General features: G+C 70.7%; 20 protein-coding genes. 12 read left to right on the top strand and 8 right to left on the bottom strand.

From position 1 onward, the window contains the following. Window positions 1-38: 38 nt before the first annotated feature. A complete protein-coding gene (locus tag IE269_RS21425; RefSeq protein WP_189824646.1) occupies window positions 39-1,484 on the bottom strand; it encodes a purine-cytosine permease family protein in 1,446 nt (481 codons plus the stop codon). A 168-nt stretch (window positions 1,485-1,652) separates the two neighbouring features. Here IE269_RS21425 and IE269_RS21420 point away from each other — a divergent pair, with 168 nt between their 5' ends. After that, the gene (locus IE269_RS21420; RefSeq protein WP_189824645.1) at window positions 1,653-2,693 is read left to right on the top strand and encodes a LacI family DNA-binding transcriptional regulator; all 1,041 of its coding nucleotides are present in this window, start codon (window positions 1,653-1,655) and stop codon (window positions 2,691-2,693) included. 402 nt (window positions 2,694-3,095) lie between these two features. Beyond that, window positions 3,096-3,518 carry a DUF350 domain-containing protein gene (locus IE269_RS21415; RefSeq protein ID WP_189824644.1) on the top strand — a complete coding sequence of 141 codons (423 nt, stop codon included), beginning with the start codon at window positions 3,096-3,098 and terminating at the stop codon, window positions 3,516-3,518. Window positions 3,519-3,531: 13 nt separating this feature from the next. Here IE269_RS21415 and IE269_RS21410 read toward each other — a convergent pair whose 3' ends face one another. The 6 genes from IE269_RS21410 to gcvPA form a co-directional block, all read right to left on the bottom strand. Then, window positions 3,532-4,083 (bottom strand): hypothetical protein, encoded by a 552-nt coding sequence (locus IE269_RS21410; protein ID WP_189824643.1) that lies wholly within the window; start codon window positions 4,081-4,083, stop codon window positions 3,532-3,534. Window positions 4,084-4,123: 40 nt separating this feature from the next. Beyond that, window positions 4,124-4,765 carry a GntR family transcriptional regulator gene (locus IE269_RS21405; RefSeq protein WP_189824642.1) on the bottom strand — a complete coding sequence of 214 codons (642 nt, stop codon included), beginning with the start codon at window positions 4,763-4,765 and terminating at the stop codon, window positions 4,124-4,126. An 85-nt stretch (window positions 4,766-4,850) separates the two neighbouring features. Further along, window positions 4,851-5,597 carry an SDR family NAD(P)-dependent oxidoreductase gene (locus IE269_RS21400; protein ID WP_189824641.1) on the bottom strand — a complete coding sequence of 249 codons (747 nt, stop codon included), beginning with the start codon at window positions 5,595-5,597 and terminating at the stop codon, window positions 4,851-4,853. 10 nt (window positions 5,598-5,607) lie between these two features. Continuing rightward, window positions 5,608-6,912, bottom strand: coding sequence for an ATP-NAD kinase family protein (locus IE269_RS21395; RefSeq protein WP_189824640.1), 1,305 nt, complete (start codon window positions 6,910-6,912; stop codon window positions 5,608-5,610). Continuing rightward, window positions 6,912-8,516 (bottom strand): aminomethyl-transferring glycine dehydrogenase subunit GcvPB, encoded by a 1,605-nt coding sequence (gene gcvPB, locus IE269_RS21390; protein WP_189824639.1) that lies wholly within the window; start codon window positions 8,514-8,516, stop codon window positions 6,912-6,914. Before gcvPB ends, IE269_RS21395 begins: the two co-directional genes overlap by 1 nt. After that, a complete protein-coding gene (gene gcvPA, locus IE269_RS21385) occupies window positions 8,513-9,919 on the bottom strand; it encodes an aminomethyl-transferring glycine dehydrogenase subunit GcvPA (RefSeq protein ID WP_189824638.1) in 1,407 nt (468 codons plus the stop codon). The genes gcvPB and gcvPA overlap by 4 nt, the downstream gene beginning before the upstream one ends. A gap of 154 nt (window positions 9,920-10,073) precedes the next feature. Here gcvPA and IE269_RS21380 point away from each other — a divergent pair, with 154 nt between their 5' ends. The 10 genes from IE269_RS21380 to IE269_RS21335 all read left to right on the top strand — a co-directional run bounded on the left by IE269_RS21380 (window position 10,074) and on the right by IE269_RS21335 (window position 22,424). Beyond that, a complete protein-coding gene (locus tag IE269_RS21380; protein WP_189824637.1) occupies window positions 10,074-11,411 on the top strand; it encodes an ABC transporter substrate-binding protein in 1,338 nt (445 codons plus the stop codon). Window positions 11,412-11,418: 7 nt separating this feature from the next. Continuing rightward, window positions 11,419-12,351: a carbohydrate ABC transporter permease gene (locus IE269_RS21375; RefSeq protein WP_189824636.1), complete on the top strand. Its 933-nt coding sequence runs from the start codon at window positions 11,419-11,421 to the stop codon at window positions 12,349-12,351. Beyond that, complete coding sequence (locus tag IE269_RS21370) at window positions 12,348-13,220, top strand: carbohydrate ABC transporter permease (RefSeq protein ID WP_189824635.1); 873 nt, start codon at window positions 12,348-12,350, stop codon at window positions 13,218-13,220. Before IE269_RS21375 ends, IE269_RS21370 begins: the two co-directional genes overlap by 4 nt. Next, window positions 13,217-15,217: a beta-galactosidase gene (locus IE269_RS21365; protein WP_229897963.1), complete on the top strand. Its 2,001-nt coding sequence runs from the start codon at window positions 13,217-13,219 to the stop codon at window positions 15,215-15,217. The genes IE269_RS21370 and IE269_RS21365 overlap by 4 nt, the downstream gene beginning before the upstream one ends. Before the next feature lie 2 nt (window positions 15,218-15,219). Then, window positions 15,220-17,412 carry an MGH1-like glycoside hydrolase domain-containing protein gene (locus tag IE269_RS21360; RefSeq protein WP_189824634.1) on the top strand — a complete coding sequence of 731 codons (2,193 nt, stop codon included), beginning with the start codon at window positions 15,220-15,222 and terminating at the stop codon, window positions 17,410-17,412. Between the two features lie 331 nt (window positions 17,413-17,743). Then, complete coding sequence (locus IE269_RS21355) at window positions 17,744-19,423, top strand: sensor histidine kinase (RefSeq protein WP_229897965.1); 1,680 nt, start codon at window positions 17,744-17,746, stop codon at window positions 19,421-19,423. Continuing rightward, window positions 19,420-19,827: a roadblock/LC7 domain-containing protein gene (locus IE269_RS21350; protein WP_189824633.1), complete on the top strand. Its 408-nt coding sequence runs from the start codon at window positions 19,420-19,422 to the stop codon at window positions 19,825-19,827. Before IE269_RS21355 ends, IE269_RS21350 begins: the two co-directional genes overlap by 4 nt. After that, window positions 19,824-20,228, top strand: coding sequence for a DUF742 domain-containing protein (locus tag IE269_RS21345; RefSeq protein ID WP_189824632.1), 405 nt, complete (start codon window positions 19,824-19,826; stop codon window positions 20,226-20,228). The genes IE269_RS21350 and IE269_RS21345 overlap by 4 nt, the downstream gene beginning before the upstream one ends. Further along, window positions 20,209-20,823: a GTP-binding protein gene (locus IE269_RS21340; protein ID WP_189824631.1), complete on the top strand. Its 615-nt coding sequence runs from the start codon at window positions 20,209-20,211 to the stop codon at window positions 20,821-20,823. The genes IE269_RS21345 and IE269_RS21340 overlap by 20 nt, the downstream gene beginning before the upstream one ends. Window positions 20,824-20,903: 80 nt before the next feature. After that, a complete protein-coding gene (locus IE269_RS21335; protein WP_189824630.1) occupies window positions 20,904-22,424 on the top strand; it encodes a cytochrome P450 in 1,521 nt (506 codons plus the stop codon). A 100-nt stretch (window positions 22,425-22,524) separates the two neighbouring features. Here the strand turns inward: IE269_RS21335 and IE269_RS21330 are convergent, their stop codons facing one another. Continuing rightward, window positions 22,525-23,637, bottom strand: coding sequence for a terpene synthase family protein (locus tag IE269_RS21330; RefSeq protein WP_189824629.1), 1,113 nt, complete (start codon window positions 23,635-23,637; stop codon window positions 22,525-22,527). Window positions 23,638-24,089: the final 452 nt, after the last annotated feature.

The following is a 24,089-nucleotide window of genomic DNA, read 5'->3' as shown; positions in this document are numbered from 1 at the left end:
GGGGTGCTTCTCCTTGCGGTGGTACGTACGAGGGGGGTTCAGACGGTTTCGTGTACGGGTGCGAGCGCTGCGGCTTCGGTACGGACGTCCTTGGCGGCCAGCAGCCAGTAGGCGACGCCCGCGACGAGGGCGCCGGCGAAGACGCTGAGGTCGAGGCCGTTCGCGGCCTTGGACAGCGGGCCCTGGAAGGCTTCGGAGTTGAGCCACAGGACGGCGGCGAGGACGCCGAGCGCGAAGGCGAGGACGGCCTGGGGGCGGATGCCGCCGCGCCCCCAGTACAGGCCCTTGGCACCGGTCTCGTCCGGGAAGAGGGACGGGACGTCGTACCGGCCGCGGCGCAGCGCCCAGTCGACGAGGTAGACGGCGGCCCACGGCCCGAGCCAGAGCACGACCAGGCTCAGGAACTGGGAGAGGAGGGAGTAGAAGGAGTCGGAGAAGACGGCCCAGACGGTGATGCCGGTGCACAGGCTCAGGTCGATCCAGACGACGGCGGAGCGCTTGATGCGGATGCCGGCGGCCAGGAGGTTCAGGCCCGAGGAGTACATGTCGGTGGTGTTCACCGCGAGGAGGGTGACCACGGCGAGCAGCAGGTACGGGACGACGAACCAGCCCGGGAGGACCTCGGGGAGGCCGGAGATCGGATCGGAGGCGTTGACCGTGACGGTGGCGACGGCGGCGCCGAGGATCTGGAGCAGGATGTTCGGCACCATGCCGCCGAGTGCGGCGCAGGCGAAGACCTTCTTCTTGGACGAGTCGGCGGGCAGGTAGCGGGAGTAGTCGCTGCCCATCGATGCCCAGGAGAGGCCGCCGGAAGCGGTGACCAGGGCGAGGACCAGGGAGATCGTGGCCAGGGTCGGGGACTCGGCGGCGGGGGCACCGGGTTCGACCTTGGGCGCGACGAGGATCGCCATGACCGCGAACATGGCGGCGAAGACGTACGCGAAATATTTCTGCGCCTGCATGATCAGGTGATATCCGGCCATCGGCAGCAGCATCTGGAGGGCTGCGGCGGCCAGGATCACGAGGATCTTGACGGTCGCGGAGGCCTCGATTCCGGCCTGGTCGAGCAGGGCGATCCCGGCGAGGGCGATGAGGACCATGCCGCCCGCCTCGAAGCCGACCAGGGTGATCCAGCCGAAGAGCGCGGGGAGGCGTCCGCCGCGCGGGCCGAAGGACGCGCGGGAGACCGAGTGGGTGGAGGTGCCGGTGGCCGGGCCCTGGAGGCTGGTCAGCCCGGTGACGGCGAAGCCCAGCAGGTTGCCGATCACGATGAGGGCGACGGCCTGGACGAAGGACAGGCCGAAGGAGACGACGAGGGCTCCGTAGACGACGGTGAAGACGGTGGTGTTGGTACCGGCCCACAGCCACAGGAGCCGGATCGGCTTGCCGTGGCGTTCGGCGGTGGGGACGGCGTCGATGCCGCGCTGTTCGACGGTGAAAGCACTGGAGGCGCTGGGCGCGCCGGGTGCGGGGGCCTCGGCCATGACGGGCACCGGTCCTTCTGGGCGGATGGGCGTCGAGGAGGGGGTGTGCCGGGGGCACGGGTGGAGCGGTGCGCGCGACGATGGGCGCCGGTGTGTGCCAAAACGTATTGGCAACGAGGCCGAAAGTAGTGCCCAAACGTTTTGGCAGTCAACCGGTAGGGTCGTCGCATGGCAGAGCTCACAGGCGAGAAGGACACGGGTACGGCTTCCGGGAACAAGCCGAAGGGCGGCTTGCGGGAGGTGGCGCGGCTGGCCGGGGTGTCGGTGACCACGGCCTCGCACGCGCTCAACGGTGTCGGCCGGGTCGGCGCCGACACCCGTGCCCGGGTCCTGGCGGTCGCCGAGGAGATCGGCTACCGGGCGAACCCGAGCGCGCGGGGGTTGCGCAGGGCGCGGACGGGACTGCTGGGGATCACCCACCGGACGGCGATCGAGGGCGGGATCACCGACATCGAGTACTTCGTCAAGATCGTCAACGCGGCGACCTGGACGGCACTGTCGCACGGCTACTCGCTGGTGCTGGTGCCGCCCTCGCTGGACGGCCGGCCCTTCGACGACCTGCCGCTGGACGGCACGATCGTCATCGACCCGCTGACCGGGGACCCGCTGCTGACGCGGCTGTCGCAGATGGGGGTGCCGGTCGTCACGACGGGCCGGGACCTGGAGCGGCGGGACGAATTCTCCTGGGTCGACAACGAGTTGAGCACGTGTGCGATCGCCGCCCTGGACCACCTGGAGTCGACCGGGGCACGGCGGATCGCCCTGCTGACCGGGTCGACGGGCCAGTCGTACGACCAGGACGCGAAGGCGGCGTACCTGGCGTGGACAAAGGAGCGGGGGCTGCCGCAGATCACGGCGGAGGCGGCGCCGGGGACGGATGCGGCGCAGGCGGCACGGGAATTGCTCGACTGCGCCGAGCGGCCGGACGCGCTGTATGTGGTGCTGGAGAAATTCGGGTTCGCGGCGGCGGGGGTGTGCCGGCAGTTGGGACTGCGGATTCCGGAGGACGTGCAGGTGGTGGTGGGGGCGGACGGGGAGTTCGCCCGGCAGGCGGACCCGAGGCTGACGGCGCTGGATCTCCATCCGGAGGAGATCGGGCGGGAGGCGGCGGAGCTGTTGATCCGGACGGTGGAGAAGAAGGTGGTGGGGGTGGAGCGGAGGTTGGTGGCGGCGAGGTTGTTGGAGCGGGGGTCGACGAGGGGGGCATAGGGGGTGGGAGCGGGCCTGTACCGGCCTGCTCCCGGAGTGGCTGCTGCGCTGGAGCTGGGTCTGCCGCCCGGAGGGCTGGGTCCGCTGCCCGGCGCTGGAGCGTTCGGCTCTGCCCCGCCGGGCCAAAGGGTCCCCAGCCCCGCCCCTTCACCTAAACCCTGCGGGGCAGTTGGGCGGTTGGGCGGTTCGCGTGCGGGTGCGTCGTGGCTGGGCGCGCAGTTCCCCGGGCCCCTGAGAGGGGCGCGGATGAGTGAGCCCGCAGAAGGAGCCGGTGGGTGGGGGCCGATTGCGCCGGGCCCATGCCGCGCAGCGGTACCCGTGCGATAGGTTTTGCGTCTCCTTTAACACGCGATCACGGGTACTCGCCCGTACGCCACTCACCACGGGGACTGAGACTTCTCAATGGAAGACATCGTCAACGGAATCGGCCGTGCCGCCGCCTACGGCGCCCTCGGCGTCGTCCTGCTGACCCTGGGCATTTTCCTGGTGGACGCGCTGACTCCGGGCAAGCTCGGACGGCAGATCTGGGAGGAGCGCAACCGCAACTGCGCCCTGCTGCTCAGCTCCGCTCTGCTGGGCATCGGCGGCATCGTCTTCACGTCGATCTGGACGACGTACAACGACTTCGGCAAGGGTCTGGTGTCGACGGCCGCGTTCGGTCTGCTCGGCCTGGTGATGATGGCGGTCGCGTTCTGGGTGGTGGACGTCGTGACGCCCGGCAAGCTGGGCAAGACGCTGGTGGAGCAGGAGCCGCACCCGGCGGTGTGGGTGACGGCCTCCTGCAACATCGCGGTGGCGGCGATCATTTCGGCGTCGATCGCCTGAGGCCCCGCTTCGGTCAGCGCCCGAGGTCGCCCTTCGGCTCCGGTGCGTCCCTCGCGGCGGGGGCCCGGGTGCGCAGTCCCGCGGCGGTGCCCGCGAGGGCGGCGAGCGCCGTGACGGTGAAGCCGAGGCCGAGCGAGCCGTTCCGGGACCAGCCCCGGGTGGCGCCGAAGGCGCTCACCGCCGTACCGAGGCCGGTCATTACGGCGGGCATGCCGCGGCGTACGGTCAGCGTCCCGGGCGGCAGCAGTTCGCGCAGTACGGGTACGGCGAGGGCCGCGCTCAGCAGGACGAGCGGCACGGTGAGCGCCGGGTGCTGTTCCTCCAGACCCGCCAGGACCGCGCCCGCGCCGACCACCAGCACCAGGGTGAGCGGGATGAGGCTGCCGTCCGGCGACGGCGTCCCCTCCGGCGGGCCCAGCCCGCGCAGTGCGGGCAGGGTGAGGAGGACGCCGACCGGCACCGGCGGGACGAGCGACAGGAAGACGATCCGCCAGTGCGTGGCTTCGGCGGTCGCGGCAGCGACGGCCGGTCCCAGGAGTGCGGGCAGGGTCCAGGCGGAGGCCACCAGGGCGAGCATCCGGGCCCGCCGGCCCACCGGCCGCGGCTCAGTCCGTGAGGCGTTCCAGGATGCGGTCCATGCCGCTGTTCCAGTTCTCCTTGAGCGCGCGGACCGCGCTCGGTACGTCGCCGCCGACCAGGTGTTCGGCGATCCGCTCGTGCTCCTCGGCGGAGCGTTCCAGTACGTCCTGGTCGCCGAGCGCCACCTGTTCGTAGCGGTGCATGGTCAGCTTGAGCGAAGCGATCAGGTCCAGCAGGCGGGCGTTGGGGCAGCCGGAGAGCAGCAGGGCGTGCCAGGCGTCGTCGTACTGCTCTATGACGTCGTGCCGGGCCTGCGGTGCGGAGAAGGCGTGCGCCTCTTCGAGCAACTTCGGTGCGAGGGCGGCCAGTTGGGCCGGATCGGTCGACTCCAGGGCGAGGGATTCCAGGGTCGCGACGATGGTGGTGAGGTCGCGGAACTCCTGGGCGCTCATGGGGGCGAAGCGGAAGCCCTTGCCGCGTTCGCTGGTGATGACGCCTTCGCGTTCCAGGGAGATCAGGGCTTCGCGGAGCGGGGTGCGGCTGACGCCGAGTTCGGTGGCGAGGCGGCCCTCGTTGATGGGCTCGTCGGTCGGGATCGTGCCGCGGCCGAGCCGCTTGATCAGCTCCTCCTTGACCTGCTCGCGCAGCGGGCGGTTCTCGATAGGCATGTCGGCGGCCCTTCCCCTCGTCCGGCTCAGATTATCGGCCACCCGGGGCGTGCGGCTCCCCGGGTGGCCCGTGGCTGTGCATGCGTTATGCGGTGCCGCCGCCGTCGACGGGGATGATCGCGCCGCTGAGGAACGAGGAGGCGTCGGAGGCCAGGAAGGCGACGGTCTGCGCGATGTCGCGGGGCTGCCCGATGCGGCCGAGCGGCCGGTCGGCGGCCTCCTCGTAGAACGCCTCGGCACGCTCGCCGAGTTGGCGGGCCTCCTCGGCGAGCATGCCGGTGGCGGTGTCGCCGGGGCAGACGCAGTTGACGCGAATGAGGTCGGGTCCGTGGTCGATGGCCATGGCGCGCGTCATGTTGACGACGGCACCCTTGGACGCGCAGTACGAGACCGCGCGGGCGCCGCCCGAAATCCCCCATCCGGAGCCGGTGTTGATGATGGAACCGCCGCCCTGGGCGGCCATCCCCGGTATCACGAGCCGCGACATCAGCATGATCGAGCGGATGTTGACGGCCATCACGAGGTCCCAGTCGTCCTCGGTGATCTCGCAGACGGTGGAGCGGCGGATGATTCCGGCGTTGTTGAACAGGACGTCGAGGCCGCCGAATTCGGTCTGGGCCGTACGGACGGCCTCCTCGCAGTCGGTGCGCTGCGAGACGTCGCACCGTACGAAGATCCCCCCGGCCTCCTTGGCGGTGGCCTCGCCCGCTGCGGCGTCGATGTCGGCGACGACGACGCGGGCGCCGAGTTCGGCGAGGAGGAGGGCGGAGGCGCGGCCGATGCCGGAGGCGCCGGCGGTGACGAGGGCACGCTTGCCGGTGAGGTCGATCATGCGGGGCTCCTTAGTGGCTGAGTCGGTAGAGAGCGGTGCGTCCTCGGCCGGTGAGGACTTTGACGTAACCGGAGAGTTCGGCGTCGAGGTCGTCGTCGCCGGTGTCGATGAGGAGGGGACGGCTGTGCAGGGCGGCGAGCTTGGCCTCGGTGGCGAGGACGAGGAGCTTGCCGGGGGCCAGGGTGCGGAGGATCTCCGGGGAGATCTGCTGGTTGCCTCGGCCGAGCAGGAAGCCTTGGCCACCGATGGGCGAGAGGGCGAGGAGGAGGGGGTGGTGGGTGGCCAGGGCAAGAAGTTGGTCGGAGGTGAGGTGGCTCGACAGGAGCCGATACGACGATGGCTGCCCGAAGGGCACGCCCTCAGGGGCGCGGGGAACTGCGCGACCAGCCACAACGCACCCGCACAGAGCCGTCTCATGCCCCTGCGGGTTTAGGTGAAGGGGCGGGGCTGGGGCGAGATCGGGGGCCCGGGGGCGGAGCCCCCGGCAGGAACAGCAACCGTCCGCGCACCCGCACCCGCAGTCCGCACGGACCAGCGCCGTGACCCCCGTCAGCGGAATCTCCGCACCCAGCGCCGCCGCCACCGCCTGAGTGGTGGTCCCCGGCCCCAGGACCAGGACGTCCTCCGGCGCCGCGCGGGAGGCCAGTTCCGCGGCGATACCCCCCACCGCCTCCGGCGCCGCCCCCGTACTGCCCGCCTTCCGCTGCTGCACCCGCACCGGAACGTACGGAACCGACAGCCACCCGTACAGCCGCGAGCTCAGCCGCCCCTCCCGGAGCGCCGCCTCGTCGCGGTCCATGACCTCCGCCGGGCGGACCTCGGGGCGGCCCGGGTCCAGGACCCACCCCGCCGCGATCTCCCCCGCGGCCCGGGGGTTCACCGCGAAGACCGCCGAGTGCATCTTGACCCCCGTGGGAATCCCCAGGACCGGAGTCCCGGCATCCGCGTCCAGGACGTCCCGAGCCGTCCCGTCGCCCCCCGCGAAGAGCAGCAGATCGACGGCGGCCCCGAGGGCCCGCACGGCCTCGACGGTGTCGCGCGGCCCGGTGTCGCCGGGACGGGGCCGGTACACCACCCGCGCGGACAGACCCGCCGCGGACGCGGACTCCTCCCCCATCGCACCGGCAGCGGTGAACAGCTCGAAGTCCCGTGTACGGCAGGCGAGTTCCGCAAGGGCGGCCGCGGAGCGCGACCCCGCGCACGGCACCGCCCCCAGCTCCACCGCCCGCCGCTGGACGTCCGTACCGTCGCTGCCGCCGAGCCCCACCCGGCCGCCGAGTCCGGCGACCGGGTTGACGACGAGACCGATCCTCATCACGTACCCAGTACCTTGCGGCGGTAGGTCCGCCAGCTCGGGGACCAGACGGCCGGGTCGTCCAGGGCCTCCGGGCGGACCCGGTGGATGGTGGACCGGTGCGGGGCGGTGCGTACCGTCTCCGGGTCCTCGTACGCCTCCCGCGCCACCTCCGCGAGGATCGCCGCGTACTCGTCCAGGTCGGCGCGCGAGTACGACTCGGTGGGCTCCAGGGTCATCGGCTCGGGGACGAGGTACGGGTGGTGGCTCGTCCAGTAGTGGGTGCCGAAGTCCGCCGCCCGCACCCCGATCTGCTCGCTGTGGATACCGGTGTCGGCACCCAACTGCTCCCAGCTGTAACGGACTTGCTCGACCCGGGGCCGTCCGGCCGCGTACGGGACGGACACCCCCCGGATCTGCTTCACCTTGTGGAGGAGGTAGTTGTTGTTCAGGACGGCCGTCTCGGCGACCTCGCGCAGGCCCTCCGCGCCCAGCGACATGATCCAGGCGTAGGCGCGCACGAGGTTCGGGACGACTCCGTGGTGCGGGCGGATCTTGCCGACCGAGTGCGGGCGGTCGTCGTCCAGCCAGTACCGGCCGCTCTCCGCGTCGTACTCGACGGTCGGGCGCGGGAGGTACGGGGCCAGGGCCTCGGTCACTCCGCAGGCGCCGGCCGCCGGGCCGCCGCAGGCGTGCGGGGTGGAGAAGGTCTTGTGCAGGTTGAAGTGGCACAGGTCGAAGCCCGCCTCGCGGGCCCGGGTGATGCCGAGGATGCCGTTGGCGTTGGCCTGGTCGTAGGCGGCGAGGCCGCCCGCCGCGTGGACGATCTCGACGAATTCGGCGATGCGGGGGTTGTAGATGCCGGTGTCCTCGGGATTGGTGATGAGGAGTGCGGCGGTGCGCGGGCCGACGGCAGCGCGGAGGGCCTCGATGTCGGGGTAGCCGTCCGCGTCCGGGTGGAGGGTGATGACCTTGAAACCGGCGGTCTTCGCGCAGGCGGCGTTGGAGGGGTGGGAGAAGATCGTGGTGATGATCTCGTCGCGGGTCTCCGCCTCGCCCCGGTCGGCGAAGTAGCCGCGGATCATGGCGACGTTGGCGTAGATGGCGGCGGAACCGGCACCCGGCTGGAGGGAGACCCGGTCCATGCCGGAGACCTCCTTGAGGAGGCCCTCCAGGCGGTGCAGGATCTCCAGGGCGCCCTGGACCGTGGACTCGTCCTGGAGCGGGTGCAGTCCCGCGATGCGCTCGTCGGTGACGAAGCGGTCGTTGACCTTGGGGCTGTACTTCATGGTGCAGGTGCCCTGGCCGACGTCGACGTTGAGGTCGGCGCCCAGGGTCTCCTGGGAGAGCCGCAGGTAGTGGCGCAGGACCTGCTGCTGGCCGATTTCGGGCAGGGCGGGGGGAGTCTGCCTGCACAGTCCGGCCGGGAGCCCGACCGTACCGCCGAGGGCTTCGGTGATCTCCGGATCGACCTCGGGGACCAGGACGCCCCGCTCCCCCGGCGAGCCGAGTTCGAAGATGAGCTTCTCGTCCCAGGAGGCCTGGTGGAAGCGGCGCAGTGCGGGCTTGTCGGCGATCCGGGCGTCCTCGGGGGCGACGGGTCCGGCGGCGGGGTGGGCGCTCACTTGACGATCTCCTCCAGGGCGGCGGCCAGCTCGTCGATGTCGGCCTTGGTGTGGACTTCGGTGACGCAGTACAGGGCCTGGTCGGCGGCGGTCTCGATGCCGCCGAAGATGCCGCGTTCGCGCAGGTCGGCGTGGATGTCGGCGGTGCTGCGGCCGCCGGTGAAGCGGACCGGGAAGTCGGCGAAGTGGACGGCTTCGGCGTACGGGATCTCGACGCCGGGGATCGCGGCCAGGCGCTGCTTGGCGTACGCGGTGTGGGCGAGGATCGTCTCGCCGATCTCCCGCATGCCGTGCGGGCCCATGAGGGAGAGGTAGACGCCCGCGCCGATGCCGTGCAGGGCGGCGGCGGTGCCGACCCATTCCTTGCCCTCCTCGCGCTGGGCGAAGGAGGTCCGGTCGTAGGCGACGTCGCCGAAGCCGTACTCGCCCTCGACGTCGGTGGGGACCAGGCCGAAGAGGCGGGTCGGGTACTCGGAGACGAGGCGCAGGTCGTCGTTGGCGCCGATGAACCCGGCGTTGCCGCCGCCGTAGCTCATGCGGATGCCGAGCGGCTGGATGTCGCCGCAGGTGAGGTCGGCTCCGTACGAGGACGGCGGGGCCAGCACGCCGAGGCTGATGGGGTTGCAACCGACGACGTACAACGCACCCTGGTCGTGGGCAAGTTCACCCAGCTCAGGAAGGGCGGGGTCGACGAGTCCGAGTCGGCTCGGGGCCTCGGCGTAGACGGCCGCCACGTCGCCCTCGGCGAGGGCGGACCGTACGGCGTCCACGTCCGCTCCCCCGGTGGCCGGGTCGGTGGGGACCAGGACCACGTCGTGGTCCGGGCGGACGTAGTCGCGGATCTTGGAGAGCTTGTCGGGGTCGACGTCGCCGCAGATCAGCAGTCTGCGCAGGCCCGTGACACGGCCGGCCATGCGCAGCGCCGTACCGGCGGCCTGGAAGCCGTCGTAGACGGGGACGTTGACGACGTCGACGTCGAGGAGTTCGGCCATCAGGGACTGGTACTCCCACATGGCCTGGAAGCGCCCGTGGTCCTCGTACGGTTCGCCCGCGTAGGCGGTGAGGAATTCGCTGCGGCCCATCACCTCGTCGACGACGGCGGGCACGTGGTGCTGGTAGCAGCCGCCGCCCAGGAAGCTCAGGGTGCGGGTGGCGGGAGTGTTGCGGGTGAGCAACTGCTCCATGTGGCGTACGAGTTGGGCCTCGGACCGCAGGGGTGCGGGGAGGTCGAGGGAGCGGCGGAGCCGGATCTCCTCGGGGATGTCGGCGTAGAAGTCCTCGACGCCCGCCGCGCCGACGGCGTCCAGCATCGCCTGCCGGACCGCCGGGACCGCGTTCGGTATGTAGGGGTGCGCCGGGGCCTGGGCGTGCAGGTGGTCCGGGGAGTTTTCGGGTGGGGTCATGCCGCGCCTCCGCTGGCGAAGAGCTCCCGGAGCCGGGCGGATGGACCCGACTCCGACGATTTAAGGGGCAGTTGACGTACGACCTCTTGACGCAGCAAGGCGTCATTCAGTGTTCTGTATACAGCATTAGGCATTCCGACGGCAGGAGACAAGGGTGTCAACTCGACCGGGACGACGTGCAGTTCTGGCCACCGGGCTCGCGGCGGGGGTCACGGCCGCGCTCTCCGGCTGCGCCACCGGGGGCACGGGCAGCAAGGGCGGTCCTGCCCCGGAGGTGAAGAAGGCCGACGACAAGCAGCTCAAGGGCACGATCACCGTGTGGTCCTGGGACGTCGCGGCCAAGGCGATGCAGCGGCTGGCGAAGGACTTCCAGTCCAAGCACCCCGGAACCACCGTCACGGTCCGCGACATCGGCTACGACAGCGCCTACGACAAGATCACCGTGGGCCTGAAGAGCGGCTCGGGACTGCCGGACGTGCTGACCGTCGAGGGCCCGCGCATGGTGACGTACATGGGGAACTTCCCCCAGGGCTTCTACGACCTGAGCAAGCTGGCCGGGCCGCTGGAGAAGGACTTCGACAAGGCGTCCTGGAAGACGGTGGTGAACCCGCAGGGCAAGACCGTCGCCCTGCCGTGGGACATCGGCCCGTGCGGGATGTTCTACCGGCGCGACTACTTCCGGGCGGCCGGGATCAAGGCCGAGTCGATCCTGACCTGGGACGACTATGTGAAGGCCGGGGAGCAGCTCAAGAAGCGCACGGGCCGCAAGATGCTGATCCTGGACTCGGTCGAGGACTCCACCTTCGCGATGCTGCTCCAGCAGCAGGGCCAGCACTTCTACGCCGACGGCAAGGTCGCCGTCGACAGCCCGGAGGGCGTGAAGGCGGCGACGCTGCTCAAGACGCTCGCCGACAAGGGCCTCGTGGACTACCAGAAGGGCTGGGACGGCCTGGTCACCGGCACGAAGGAGGGCAAGGCGGCCACCGAGTCGACGGCGGCCTGGTGGATGGGCACGCTGACCGCCGAAATGCCCGAGCTGAAGGGGAAGTTCGGCGTGATGCCGATGCCCGCCTTCACCTCCGGAGGGGTGCGCACCTCGAACCGGGGCGGTTCCGTCCTCGCCGTGCCCGGCCAGAGCAAGAGCCCCGAACTCGCCTGGGCCTTCGTCGAGTTCCTTCTGGCGAGCGTGCCGAACCAGGTGTCGATGCTGAAGCAGGAGGGCCTCTTCCCGGCCTATCTACCGGCGTTGGCCGACCCGTACATGAGCAGTCCGCAGGAGTTCTTCGGCGGGCAGGCCGCCCTCAAGGTGTTCGCCGATCTCGCGCCGTCGACGCCGCCGGTGGAGTACACGAAGGACGGCGCGAAGGCCACCGAGATCATGTACACGGCGATCTCCGGCATCCTGACCCGGGGCAAGGACCCCAAGGAGGCGCTGGGCTCCGCCGCCGCGCAGATCGCCTCGGCCACCGGCCGGCAGCGGATCGCGGGCTGAGCGCACCATGGCCGCACCCACGAGTACGCTCCCGCCCGCCCCGGTCGTCGCCCCGCCGCCCCCGCCCGTGAAGCGGCGGCAGCGGTTCCGGGTGATCCCCTGGGTGTTCGCGGGGCCCGCCGCCGTGCTGTTCGTCGTCTTCTTCGCGTACCCGCTGGGCGCGAGCCTCTTCCAGAGCTTCACCGCCGAGCGCGACGGGGCGTCGGTGTGGGTGGGCTTCGACCAGTACCGGCGGATGGCGTCGGACCCGGCGTTCCTGGAGTCCCTGTTCAACGTGGGGCTGATCCTCGTCATACAGGTGCCTCTGATGGTGGGGCTCGCGCTGCTGCTTGCGGGGCTGCTCAACCAGTCGTGGCTGCGGTTCCGGGGCACCTGGCGGGCGATCTACTTCCTGCCCGCCGTAACCACGCTGGTCGCGTACGCGGTCGTCTTCCAGGTGCTGCTGAAGACGGACGGCGGGCTGGTGAACCAGTTCCTGTCGCTGTTCGGCGCAGGCCCCGTCGACTGGCTCAACGACCCGACGTGGGCCCGCATCTCCCTGATCGCCTCGCTGACCTGGCGATGGGCCGGGTACAACGCGGTGATCCTGCTGGCCGGGCTCCAGGCCATCGGCAAGGAACAGTACGAGGCGGCCGCCCTGGACGGGGCGGGCACCTTCGCGACGTACCGCAGGATCATCGTCCCGCAGCTGCGTCCGGTGATCCTGTTCTGCGCGGTGACCTCCACCATCGGCACCCTCCAACTCTTCGACGAGAACTACGTGTTGACCCGGGGCGGCCCCGACAACGCGACCCTCTCCCCCGTGGTCTACCTCTACAAGACCGGCTTCGAGCAGCTCGACTTCGGTTACGCGGCGGCCATCGCGTGGGTGGTCGTGGCGCTGATCGCGGTGCTGTCCCTCGCCCAGTTCTTCCTGTTCGGACGGGAGAAGCGCCGATGAGCACGGCTCAAGCGGATGTACGTAACGAACCTGCCGTACGGAAGAATCCTGCGCGGCGGCTCGCGGGGCTGGCCGTCGGGCTGGTCCTGGTCCTCGGCGCGGTGATCAGTCTGGTGCCGTTCGTGTGGATGGCGATCGCGTCCACGCATTCCACCCGGGACCTGTTCACCTCCCCTCCCCCGTTCCTGCCCGGCGGTCAACTCCTGGACAATCTGTCCCGGTTGGAGGAGACGATCGGGTTCAGCCGGGTCATGCTCAACAGCATCGGCATCGCCCTGGTGCACACGGCGCTGAGCGCGCTGATCTCGGCGATGTGCGGGTACGGGCTCGCGAAGTTCCGGTTCCGGGGGCGCGGACTGCTGCTCGGGGTGATCCTGGCGACGATGATGATCCCCTTCCAGGTGCTGCTCGTACCGCTGTTCCAGATGATGGCGAGCCTGGGCTGGGTGAATTCGTACCAGGCGGTGATCCTGCCGTTCCTCGCGAGTTCCTTCGGAATTCTGCTGATGCGGCAAGGCTTCCTGGACTTCCCCGACGAGCTGCTGGAGTCGGCGCGGATCGACGGCTCCAGTGAGCTGCGCACCTTCTACACGGTCGTACTGCCGTGTGTGCGACCGCAGTTGGGCGCACTCGTCATCTTCACCTTCATGAGCGCGTGGAACAGCTTCATCTGGCCGCTGCTCATGCTGAACTCGGAGGACACCTACACCGTGCCCGTGGCACTCAACACCCTGACCGGGCTCTCCCGCGTCGACCATTCCGGGCTGATGCTCGGCTCACTGCTCGCGACGCTGCCGCTGATGCTGCTCTTCCTGTGCTTCCAGCGGCAGTTCGTCTCCGGCCTGCTCGGCGGGGCGGTGAAGCAGTGAGCCACCACTTTCCCGCAGGCATCCAGTACGGCGGCGACTACAACCCCGAGCAGTGGCCGGAGGAGACCTGGGCCGAGGACGTCAAGCTGATGCAGGAGGCCGGCGTCACCATGGTGACGATCGGCGTCTTCTCCTGGGCGAAGATCCAACCCGACTATCTCTGCTGGGAGTTCGACTGGCTCGACCGGCTGATGGACCTGTTCGCCGCGCACGGCATCGCCGTGGACCTGGCGACGGGAACGGCGTCCCCGCCGGCCTGGCTGGTGCGCCTGGACGAGGACGTGCTGCCGGTCACGGCCGACGGCGTACGGCTCGAATTCGGCTCCCGCCAGCACTACTGCCCGTCCTCCTCCGAGTACTGCAAGGCGGCGGGGAAGCTGGTCCGCAAGCTGGCCAAGCGGTACGCGCAGCACCCGGCGCTCGCCCTGTGGCACATCCACAACGAGTACGGCGACCACGTCACCGAGTGCTTCTGCCCGGCCTCCGCCGCGCGCTTCCGTGAGTGGCTCAAGCGCCGCTACACCACCGTCGAGGCGCTCAACCACGCCTGGGGAACGGCCTTCTGGTCCCAGCACTACGGGTCCTTCAAACAGATCGAACCGCCCCGCACCGCCCCGGGGCCGGTGAACCCCACCCAGCTCCTGGACTGGCGCAGGTTCTGCTCGTACGCCCTGCTGCGCCTGCACCGCATGGAGCGGGAGATCCTCCGCGAGCACTCCCCCGGCGTCCCGGTCACCACCAACTTCATGTCGATGTTCAAGGCGCTGGACTACTGGGAGTGGGCCCGGCACGAGGAGATCGTCTCGGACGACGCCTACCCCGACCCGGCCGATCCGGCCTCGTACGTCGGCGCTGCCCTGAACTACGACCTGATGCGCTCCCTCAAGGGCGGCAAGCCCTGGCTGCTGCTCGAACAGGCCCCCTCGGCGGTGAGCTGGCGGCCCGTCAATGTCCCCAAACCTCCTGGCCTGCAACGCCTTTGGTCGCTCCAGGCGCTCTCCCGGGGTGCGGACGGGATCATGTACTTCCAGTGGCGGCAGTCGCGGGCGGGTGCGGAGAAGTTCCACAGCGCGCTCCTGCCCCACCGGGGCACCGCCTCGCGCGGCTGGCAGGAGACGGTGCGCTTCGGCGCGGAGCTGAAGCGGCTCGCCGAGGTGGCGGGCTCCCGGATCACCGCGCAGGCCGCGATCGTCCTGGACTGGGACTCGTGGTGGGCGCTGGAGGGCACCGACCACCCCTCGGAGCGGATGCGCTGGCGGGAGCTGCTGCGCCCCTGGTACGAGGCGCTGCACGCGCGCGGGGTGGCCGTGGACTTCGTACCGCCGCACGCGGACCTGACCCCGTACCGGCTGGTCCTGGCCCCGAACCTGTATCTGCTGCGGGCCGAGCACGCCGGGCGGATCGCGGCGTACGTGCACGGGGGCGGGCATCTGGTGTGCGGGCCGTTCAGCGGGGTCGTGGACGAGCACGACCATCTGCACACCGGGGGTGCTCCGGGGCCGCTGCGGCAGGTGCTCGGGGTGGTCGTCGACGAGTTCTGGCCGATCCCGGACGGGGAGACGGTGCGGGTCGGTGCGGGTGCGGACGCTCCGGAAGCGAGCGTCTGGAGCGAGTGGCTGGTCGCCGAAGGGGCCGAGACCCTGCTGTCGTACGCTTCCGGATCGCTCGCCGGACAGCCCGCCGTCACCCGGAACGTCTGGGGCCGGGGCAGCGCCCGCTACCTGAGCTGCCATCTCGACGCCGACGCCCTCGGCCCCGTGCTCGACGGGGCGCTCACCGAGGCGGAGGTGCTGCCGGTGCTCGACGGCGCGCCGCCCGCAGGGGTCGAGGCCGTGCGGCGCGGCCCGTACCTCTTCCTCCTCAACCACACCGACCGCGAGGCCGACACGCCGGCTCTGCCCGGCACCGACCTGCTGAGCGGCGAGCAGGTGCACGACCGTCTCCGGCTCGGGCCTCTCGGCGCGGCCGTCATCCGTACCGCCCCCTCTGAAAGGTGACCATGAACCCACGCACGCGCGCCCTCGCCGTCGCCCTCGTCTCCGGCACTCTCCTCGCCGGAGCCTTCGCGACCCCCGCCTCCTCGGCCCAGCCCGGAAGGGCCGACAAGACCAGACCGGCCGACTACAGCGACATCCTGGACCGGTCGGGCTCCCCCGCCGCCGCCCACCCCGACGAGGCCGACGGCCGCAACAACTCCGTGAACGTCTTCGCCGACCGGGGCGCCTGGCACGCGTACGCCCTCCCCAAGACGGGCGACACCGCCGCGTACGGCGGCTTCACCGGACCCCTGTACATCGCGCAGGAGTACCCCTGGTGGCTGAGCAAGGCCTTCAGCCGCATCCAACTCACCGAGTCCGGAAAGCAGTTGGACCTCACCGCCGGAGGCGCACCGCGCTTCACCTCGCAGCCGGGCCGGCTCCTCCAGTCGTACGACCTCGGGGGCGGCCTGCGTCTGGACCTGGAGCTGCGCTTCTCCTCCCGGCGGACCGCGCTGGTGCGGGCCGAGGTCCGCAACACCGGGCGGCAGACCCGCACGCTGGGCGCGGGCTGGACGGGGTCGCTGCTGCGCCCCGAGGCCGCGCCGATGAAGGACGCCCCGCAGCTCAAGGCCACCGGGCGAGGCGTCGGCGTCGACTTCGCGAAGGTGCGCAAGACCTGGGACTACCTGACCGACGGCACCGAGCGCTTCGAGATCACCCACCGGGAGCCGGTCCGCACCACCGTCGACGGGGACACCTACACGACCGAGGCCGTCGCGCCCGTCACCTTGAAGCCCGGCCGGAGTCACTCCTTCGACTGGACCGAGTCGTACACCTTCACCGAGGCCGAGCGGGTCCGGGAGGCACCTGCGGTGCGGTCCGCGCTCGCCCGGCCCGAAGCGGCGGCGGCCGCCACGGACGCACGCTGGCGTCGTTATGTCGACTCGGTGACGCGCGGGGTGCCGCGGGAGGACCGGCGTGTCGCGGTGAAGTCCCTGGAGACGCTGGTGACGAACTGGCGCGGCGCGGCGGGGAGGCTGGAGCACGACGGGATCACGCCGTCGATCTCGTACAAGTGGTTCACCGGCGGTCTGTGGTCGTGGGACACCTGGAAGCAGGCGGTGGGCACGGCCCGCTTCGAGCCGTCGCTGGCGCAGAGCCAGATCCGGTCGATGTTCGACCACCAGATACGCGCCGACAGCACGACGCGCCCGCAGGACGCGGGCATGATCCCGGACTGCGTGTTCTACAACGACCCGGCGCGCGACGGCGGCAACTGGAACGAGCGCAACTCCAAGCCCCCGCTGGCCGCCTGGTCGGTGTGGGAGGTGTACGCGAAGTCCGGCGACCGGGGCTTCCTGCGCGAGATGTACCCGAAGCTGACGGCGTACCAGGACTGGTGGTACCGCACCCGCGACCACGACCGCAACGGTCTGGCCGAGTACGGGGCGACGGTGGACCCGGCCAACGACTCGCCGGAGGACCAGCTGGAGGCGGCGGCCTGGGAGAGTGGCATGGACAACGCGCCGCGCTTCGACGCCTCTCTCGGCTCGGCGATCGTCGAGAACAAGACGCCCGACGGGCAGGTGGTCGGCTACTCCGTCAACCAGGAGTCGGTGGACCTCAACGCCTATCTCGCCGCCGACCAGGGGTACTTGGCGAAGATCGCGCGGGAGCTGGGGAAGTCCGGCGAGGCGCGGGCCTGGGAGAAGAAGTCACGGGCCACGCACACGGCCGTACGGGAGCGGATGTACGACCCGGCGACGGGCTGGTTCCACGACAAGGCCCTGGGCAGTGCGCAGTTGCTGACCGCACGCGGTCGGGGCATCGAGGGCGCGGTGCCGCTGTGGACGGGCACGGCGTCCAAGGAGCAGGCGAAGGCGGTGCGGACGAAGCTGAACGATCCGGCGGAGTTCGCGACGAAGGTGCCGTTCCCGACGGTGGCGAAGAGTTCGCCGTACTTCCAGCCGACGAAGTACTGGCGCGGTCCGGTCTGGCTGGACCAGGCGTACTTCGCGCTGGGCGGCCTGCGGAAGTACGGGTACGACCGGGAAGCGGACGCGTTGACCGGGCAACTCCTCGCACAGGCGGGCGGATTGAGGGGCAACGGGCCCATCATGGAGAACTACGACCCGACGACCGGAACCCCGCTGAACTCCACCAACTTCAGCTGGTCCGCGGCCCTTCTGCTGCCGATGTTGACGCGCGACTAGCGCTCCACCGTCCGACGCACGGCCCGTTCGCCCCTGTGGGGCGGGCGGGCCGTTCCGCGTTATCAAGCCCCACCGGTCACCGTCCTGCACTTCCGGCACATTCCTTCCATCCGGTGACTGGCCGCACACAACCGAGCGCCGAACGTACAAAGTCGGTGAGTCTATGCCTGGGACGACGATCGGTGCAGGGGCTTGGCACAACCGGCCGACGCCCTCACGCGAGCGGGCTAAGCTCGCTGCGCAACAAGCCGAGTTGATGTGTATTCATCCACTTGTTCCCCTAGGTCGCACTTGTTTGAAAACGTCCCCCAATCACCGCCAGAGGCTCTCCATGGTTCGGGTTGAATCCCCCCCACGTCAGGCAGCACATCAGGCACGACAGGCGACACATCAGGCGCACGCGGCACGACAGCAGGAATCCCCCTTCGTCCGGCCGATCGCCCTGGCCGTCGTCCTGACGGTCGCGGCCACCGCGGGCGCGGCGGTCTTCGTCGGCGAGTCGGCCCGGATACCCGTCGTCTGGGCCGGAGCCGTGGCGACGGTGGTGATCGCCGCTCTCACGGGTGAAATCGTGCGGCGCGGCCGGGCGTTGCGCCAGGCGCAGGCCGACCACGCGGCGCGTATCGCCCAGTTGGAGCGTCGGCTGGCCGACCACGACGACGAGACGGTACGGCTGGCCAAGGAGCTGATGCCGGCCGCGATCCGGCGGCTGCGCTCGGGCGAGTCGCCCGCGGAGGTCATCCGGGACGTCGTCGACGCCGACGAGCGGTACCGCGATCTGCCGTACGCACAGCGCGAGTTGCTCCGTACGGTCCTCGACATCATCGACCTGGAGGAGGCCCGGCGAGAGTCCGCGCAGCGCGCGTTCGTCAACATCGCCCGCCGGGTGCAGGCCATCGTCCACCAGCAGGCGAGCGAGCTGCGGCAGATGGAGGAGGACCACGGGCGCAACCCGGAGGTCTTCGACGACCTGCTGCGCATCGACCACGGCACCGCGCTGATCGGCCGTCTCGCCGACTCCATCTCGGTGCTCGGCGGCGCCCGTCCGTCGCGTCAATGGCCGCGGCCCGTACCGCTGTTCAGCGTGCTGCGCGGCGCCATGTCGCGGATCCTGGAGTACCGGCGCGTCGACCTGCACTCGATCGCCAAGGTCGCCATCATCGGCACCGCCGTCGAGCCGCTCATCCACGCCTGCGCGGAACTGCTCGACAACGCCACCCGCTACTCGCCGCCGCAGACCCGGGTGCACGTCACCGCGGTCGAGGTGCAGACCGGTATCGCCATCGAGATCGAGGACGGCGGCGTCAGTCTCAGCGAGGAGGCCCGCGCCCGGGCGGAGAACATGCTCGCCCAGGCCCAGGCCGGCATCGACCTGAACGCGCTCGGCGACACCCCCCGCCTCGGCATGGCCGTGGTCGGCCGGCTGTCGCAGATGTACAACCTCCAGGTGTCGCTGCGGCAGTCCGCGTACGGCGGCGTCCGTGCGGTCCTGATCGTTCCGCGCGACATCGTCACCACCGGTCCCGCCCCCGGCATCGCCCACGGCATCGGCGCCTCCGCCGTGCCGCGCGGCGGCAAGAGCGAAGGCATGACGCCCGAAGAGGCCCGCGCCCCCCAGCGCAAGCCCCGTCCCGCCGCCCGGCCGAAGCCCCCGACGCCCGCCCCGGCGCCGGTCGCACAGCCCCGGCCGGTACCGATGTCGGCCATGGAGGACGACGTTCCCGTGGTCACCGAATGGACCGAGAACGGGCTGCCGCAGCGCCGCAGCCGGGGACGTGCGCCCCTCGGCTCCCACAACCTTCCGGCGCAGGAGCGTCAGGCCGCGGCCGAGGCGGCAGCGGCGGCCGGTGTTCCGGCCAAGGAGGAACCCGAGCCGGGCATCTGGCTCGAAGCATTCACGAAGGCGGCCAACGGAGTGCCGCTGGACCCGCCGGCCGAGGCGGACGGCCCGCCCACGCAACAGGCCGACGGCACACACGACAACACGTGGGACAAGGGAGATCTGAAGTGATCCAGCAGCGGGCCAACTTGGACTGGATTCTGAAGGACCTGGCCACCGGCGTACCGCAGATCCACCAGATCGTGGTGCTCTCCGCGGACGGACTGCGCATCGCCCGGCACGGCGGCGACCCGGACGTCGCCGACCGCCTCGCCGCCGCCTGCGCGGGGCTGCAGAGCCTGGCGGCCGCCGTCGCCGCCGAGATCCCCGACAGCGACGGCCGGATGCGGATGGTCGTCATCGAGGTCGACGGCGGCTTCTTCTACCTGATGGCGGCGGGCGCGGGGGCCTACCTCGCGGTCCTCGCCGACGAGACGGTGGACGCGGGTCTGGTGGGCGCGCGGATGCGCGACTTGGTCGTACGAATCGGAGCCCACCTGACCAGTCCGCCCCGGCACGACGGGCACCACGGATGAAGACTCCCCGCCGCGAACGCCGAGAGAAGCTGCCTTCTCCCTCTTCGCCCGCCCCGGACCCGGGGTCGGCGAAGGGGGACCCGGAGCGGCTGTACGTCATCACCGGCGGCCCGGACGGCGGGGAGCGAGCCGCGCTCGACCTGGTCACCATGGTCGTCGCCTGTTCCACCCCGTCGCCCACGGTGCAGCCCGAACAGGCCGCGATCCTGCGGCTGTGCCGGGCGCCGCTGTCGGTGGCGGAGATCTCCGCGTACCTGCGCCTGCCCTTCAGCGTGGTCACCTCGCTGCTGACCGACCTCCTCGCTACCGAACTGGTCGAATCGCGCGCCCCGATCGTGCGCGCCGTACTCCCCGACCGGTCCCTTCTCGAAGCGGTGATGCATGGACTTCAAAGGCTCTGACACCATCACGGGCCCCCGTACCGAGGACGTACTGCCCAGCACTGCCACCGCCGCGGTCAAGGTGGTGATCGTCGGCGGTTTCGGCGTCGGAAAGACCACGATGGTCGGCGCGGTCAGCGAGATCCGTCCGCTGACGACCGAGGAGACGATGACGCAGGCCAGCATCGGCGTCGACGACAACTCGCGGATCGAGGGCAAGACGGCGACCACGGTCGCCATGGACTTCGGCCGGATCAGCATCAGCGAGCAGCTGATCCTGTATCTGTTCGGCACGCCCGGCCAGGAGCGCTTCTGGTTCCTGTGGAACGGCCTGTTCGAGGGCGCGCTCGGCGCGGTCGTCCTGGTCGACACCCGGCGGCTCGAAGTCAGCTTCGACGTGATCGGCCGGCTGGAGGAGCGCGGGGTGCCGTTCGTGGTCGCCGTGAACACCTTCCCCGACGCGCCGAGCCACCCCATGGAGGCGCTGCGGCACGCGCTGGACCTGCCCGACGAGGTGCCGATGGTCAACTGCGACGCCCGGCTGCGGGCGTCCAGCCGCGACGTGCTGCTGACCCTCATGAACTACCTGCACGCGCTCGCCCTCCAGCGGTCCTGACCGCGGCGCCCCCGGCCGAGGCGCCTCTCCTCCGGCCCCGGCGCCGCCCTCGAACTTCCCGATCCTCTCCAGGAGTTGCGATGACCTCCCCCTTCGACCCGTCCCCGGTGCCGCCGCCCGAATGCCCGGCGCACGCCATGGGCGCCGCGCCCGAGATCAGCGAGATCGGCCCGGGCGGGCTGCGCCGGATGTACGGCCCGGCGCACGAGAAGGACCCGATGGGTCTGTACGAGAAGCTGCGCGCCGAGCACGGCCCGGTGGCCCCCGTCCTGCTCAACGGGGACGTCCCGGCCTGGCTGGTGCTCGGCCACAGCGAGAACCTGCACATGACGCGCACCCCGTCGCTGTACTCGCGCGACTCGCGGCGCTGGCGGATGCTCCAGGACGGCTCGCTGGACATGACCAATCCGCTCGCGCCGATCTTCGCGTACCAGCCGGTGTGCGTGTTCGCGGACGGCGCGGACCACGAGCGGCAGCGCGGCGCGGTCACCGACTCCATCGCCCGCATCGACCACCGGGGCGTGCGCCGCTTCATCAACCGGTTCAGTAACCGCCTGGTCAACGACTTCTGCGAGAGCGGGCGCGCCGACCTGGTCGGCCAGTTCGCCGAGCATCTGCCGATGATGGTGATGTGCCAGATCATCGGCATGCCCGAGGAGTACGACGAGCACCTGGTGCAGGCCGCCCGCGAGATGCTCAAGGGCTCCGAGAAGGCGATCGCCGCCAACGAGCACGTGATGAGCGCCCTGTACCGGCTGGTGGCGCGCCGCCGGGCGGAGCCCGAGGAGGACTTCGCGACGTGGCTGGTGGAGCACCCCGCGCAGTTCACCGACGACGAGGCCGCCCATCATCTGCGCCTGGTGCTGATCGCCGCGTACGAGACGACGGCGAACCTCATCGCCAATGTGCTGCGCATGGTGCTCACCGACCCGCGCTTCCGTGCCCAGCTCAGCGGCGGGCACATGACGCTGCCCGAGGCGGTGGAGCAGACGCTGTGGGACGAGCCGCCGTTCACCACGATCCTGGGCCGGTGGGCGGCCGGTGACTCGGAGCTGGGCGGGCAGAAGATCAAGGCGGGCGACGCCCTGATCGTCGGCATCGCCCCCGCGAACGTCGACCCGGTGGTCCGCCCCGATCCTTCAGCCTCGATGCAGGGCAACCGTGCCCACCTCGCGTTCAGCGGCGGACCGCACGAGTGCCCGGGCCAGGACATCGGGCGCGCCATCGCCGACACGGGCGTCGACGCCCTGCTGATGCGTCTGCCGGACCTTCAACTCGCCGTGGAAGAGGACGAGTTGAACTGGCGCAGCACCCTGATGTCGCGTCATCTGATGGAGCTGCCGGTGTCGTTCGCGCCCCGGCCGCCGCAGGAGGTCACCGGCCCCACCGCGCCCGAGCAGCGCACCGCTCCGGCCCGCGACTGGCAGATCAACTCGCCGCGCAGGCCCGAGCCCGCCGGTTCGGGCACGGTGGCACAGCCCGGCCCCGTGCCGCAGGCTCCCGATTCCGCGCCGCCCGCGGCGGCGATTCCGGCGCAGCGGCGGGGATCGGCCCCGGTACGGGCCTGGCGCAAGCTGGTCACCTGGTGGCGGGGCTACTAGCCGCAGTCGTACGAGGGCGGGGCCCGGCGGTGCCGGGCCTGCGGCCGTACGGAGTTCGGGCCCGGCGGTGCCGGGCGTGTCGGGGCCGTTCGCGCGTCGCTCAGGCGGCGTGTCGGACGGCCTCTGCGTGTTCGGCGACCTGGTCCCACCACCAGGAGATGGTCGGCAGCGGCAGCGCTTCGGTGCTGTCGTCCGCCGGGCGGTGCTTCCACCAGCCGACCGGTTTGGCGAGCGGGGTGACCTGGTGGGGCACCACCCGGTAGCGGGGGCAGCGGGCCGCCCAGTCCAGGTGGCCGCGGACGAACTGGCCCAAGTCGTGGACGTAGCGCCGCAGTTCGGCGCCGCCGTCCTGGAGGACCTGGTCGCGCAGGCGCAGGAAGAGCACCATGACGCGGTCGCGCATGGCGACGGCGTGCTGGAGGGCTGTGGCGGGAGCGCAGTCGAGTTCGTGGCACAGGACGTCGATCAGGTTGAGGTCGTCGTCGGCGCGCAGGAGTTCCTTGTTGCGGGAGTAGAGGTCGTTGTCCCAGCTGACGAGGGTCCAGGTGATCTCGGTGAGGGCTCGTACCCGGGGGTCGTGGAGGTCCTCGTCGGGGACGGAGTAGCCGGCGACTATCTCCATCATCGCGGTGGAGGGGGCCATGCCGATGGCCCGCATCCACAGGGTGACGTAGTCGTTCAGGGAGGGCTGGCCCGGGCTGCGGCGGCACTCCGCCTCCCAGACCAAACCGGAGGTGTAGACGCGCATGGCGTCGACCCAGCGGCGGATCTGGCGCGGGGTGGCGTACCGCTCCAGTTCGATCCGCAGGTCGCGCAGGACCGCGGCGTGTCGTGACTCGCCGGGGACCGGCTCGCCGGGGGCTTCGATTGCCCGCATGATGAGGCCGACCTCCCGGGCGAGCTGTCCGGGGGTGGGCCGGGCCTCGTCGCAGACGCCGTCGTCGAGCGAGAAGAGGACGGCGTGGAACTTGGCCATCAGGGTGAGCGGGGCGAGGCGGCCGTAGGGCATGGTGAAGGCGGTGAGTCCGCCGAAGTCGCAGCGGGCCAGGCGGGCCCGCTGATTCTCGTCGGTGTCGAGGTTCTGCCGGAACATCCAGTCGACGGTCAGTTCGTTCAGCACTCCTGCCGCCGGGTGGGCGGCGGGCGGCACGGGGCAGTAGAAGGGCACGTGCGGCAGTGGCTGAACAAGCCGGTGATCCGGAGCGACGTTCATGGGAAATCCCCCTGGAGTCCAGGTTTTGACGTGCGGTGCGGTGTTCTGTTCTGTGCTGGTCTGTGCTGCGGCCTATATGCCCATGTCCGATCGTCAATAACGATGCAACTGCCCGCTGTCTGGCGCTGGTTGAGCGTCGGGTGTCCGGAGCTGTCGGTGCGCCGGATTCCGGGCCCGGCGCGCGCTGTGGATGATCTCCGGGGGGCGTGCGTGACCATCGGGACGGATCTTTACGTGTACACCTCTTGCCATCGAGAGGCTTCGGGGTGCCGAATCCGGGATTCCGCAGGGTGGTTGTTCGGGTCGGTACGGAAACGGTCCGCATAGTGCGCAGGTGGTCACAGGCGGCCGTCATGTGGCCGAATACCGCCTTGTTCCTTGCCTGATGTTCGAAAGGTTCGGCCGCTTACCGGTGCGGGTCCACGCCGTTGCACGCTTCCGTTCGCGCCGCG

Origin of the sequence: Streptomyces spiroverticillatus (genome assembly GCA_014650415.1) — a bacterium.
Classification (GTDB): Bacteria; Actinomycetota; Actinomycetes; order Streptomycetales; family Streptomycetaceae; genus Streptomyces; species Streptomyces spiroverticillatus.
This window is presented reverse-complemented; position numbering and strand designations above follow the sequence as displayed.

Bases quoted from the DNA above. Each gene is read 5' to 3' on its own strand.
- IE269_RS21425 (WP_189824646.1), bottom strand. From the start codon at position 1,484: ATGGCCGAGGCCCCCGCACCCGGCGCGCCCAGCGCCTCCAGTGCTTTC.
- IE269_RS21420 (WP_189824645.1), top strand. From the start codon at position 1,653: ATGGCAGAGCTCACAGGCGAGAAGGACACGGGTACGGCTTCCGGGAAC.
- IE269_RS21415 (WP_189824644.1), top strand. From the start codon at position 3,096: ATGGAAGACATCGTCAACGGAATCGGCCGTGCCGCCGCCTACGGCGCC.
- IE269_RS21405 (WP_189824642.1), bottom strand. From the start codon at position 4,765: ATGCCTATCGAGAACCGCCCGCTGCGCGAGCAGGTCAAGGAGGAGCTG.
- IE269_RS21400 (WP_189824641.1), bottom strand. From the start codon at position 5,597: ATGATCGACCTCACCGGCAAGCGTGCCCTCGTCACCGCCGGCGCCTCC.
- IE269_RS21395 (WP_189824640.1), bottom strand. From the start codon at position 6,912: ATGAGGATCGGTCTCGTCGTCAACCCGGTCGCCGGACTCGGCGGCCGG.
- gcvPA (WP_189824638.1), bottom strand. From the start codon at position 9,919: ATGACCCCACCCGAAAACTCCCCGGACCACCTGCACGCCCAGGCCCCG.
- IE269_RS21375 (WP_189824636.1), top strand. From the start codon at position 11,419: ATGGCCGCACCCACGAGTACGCTCCCGCCCGCCCCGGTCGTCGCCCCG.
- IE269_RS21370 (WP_189824635.1), top strand. From the start codon at position 12,348: ATGAGCACGGCTCAAGCGGATGTACGTAACGAACCTGCCGTACGGAAG.
- IE269_RS21360 (WP_189824634.1), top strand. From the start codon at position 15,220: ATGAACCCACGCACGCGCGCCCTCGCCGTCGCCCTCGTCTCCGGCACT.
- IE269_RS21355 (WP_229897965.1), top strand. From the start codon at position 17,744: ATGGTTCGGGTTGAATCCCCCCCACGTCAGGCAGCACATCAGGCACGA.
- IE269_RS21345 (WP_189824632.1), top strand. From the start codon at position 19,824: ATGAAGACTCCCCGCCGCGAACGCCGAGAGAAGCTGCCTTCTCCCTCT.
- IE269_RS21340 (WP_189824631.1), top strand. From the start codon at position 20,209: ATGGACTTCAAAGGCTCTGACACCATCACGGGCCCCCGTACCGAGGAC.
- IE269_RS21335 (WP_189824630.1), top strand. From the start codon at position 20,904: ATGACCTCCCCCTTCGACCCGTCCCCGGTGCCGCCGCCCGAATGCCCG.
- IE269_RS21330 (WP_189824629.1), bottom strand. From the start codon at position 23,637: ATGAACGTCGCTCCGGATCACCGGCTTGTTCAGCCACTGCCGCACGTG.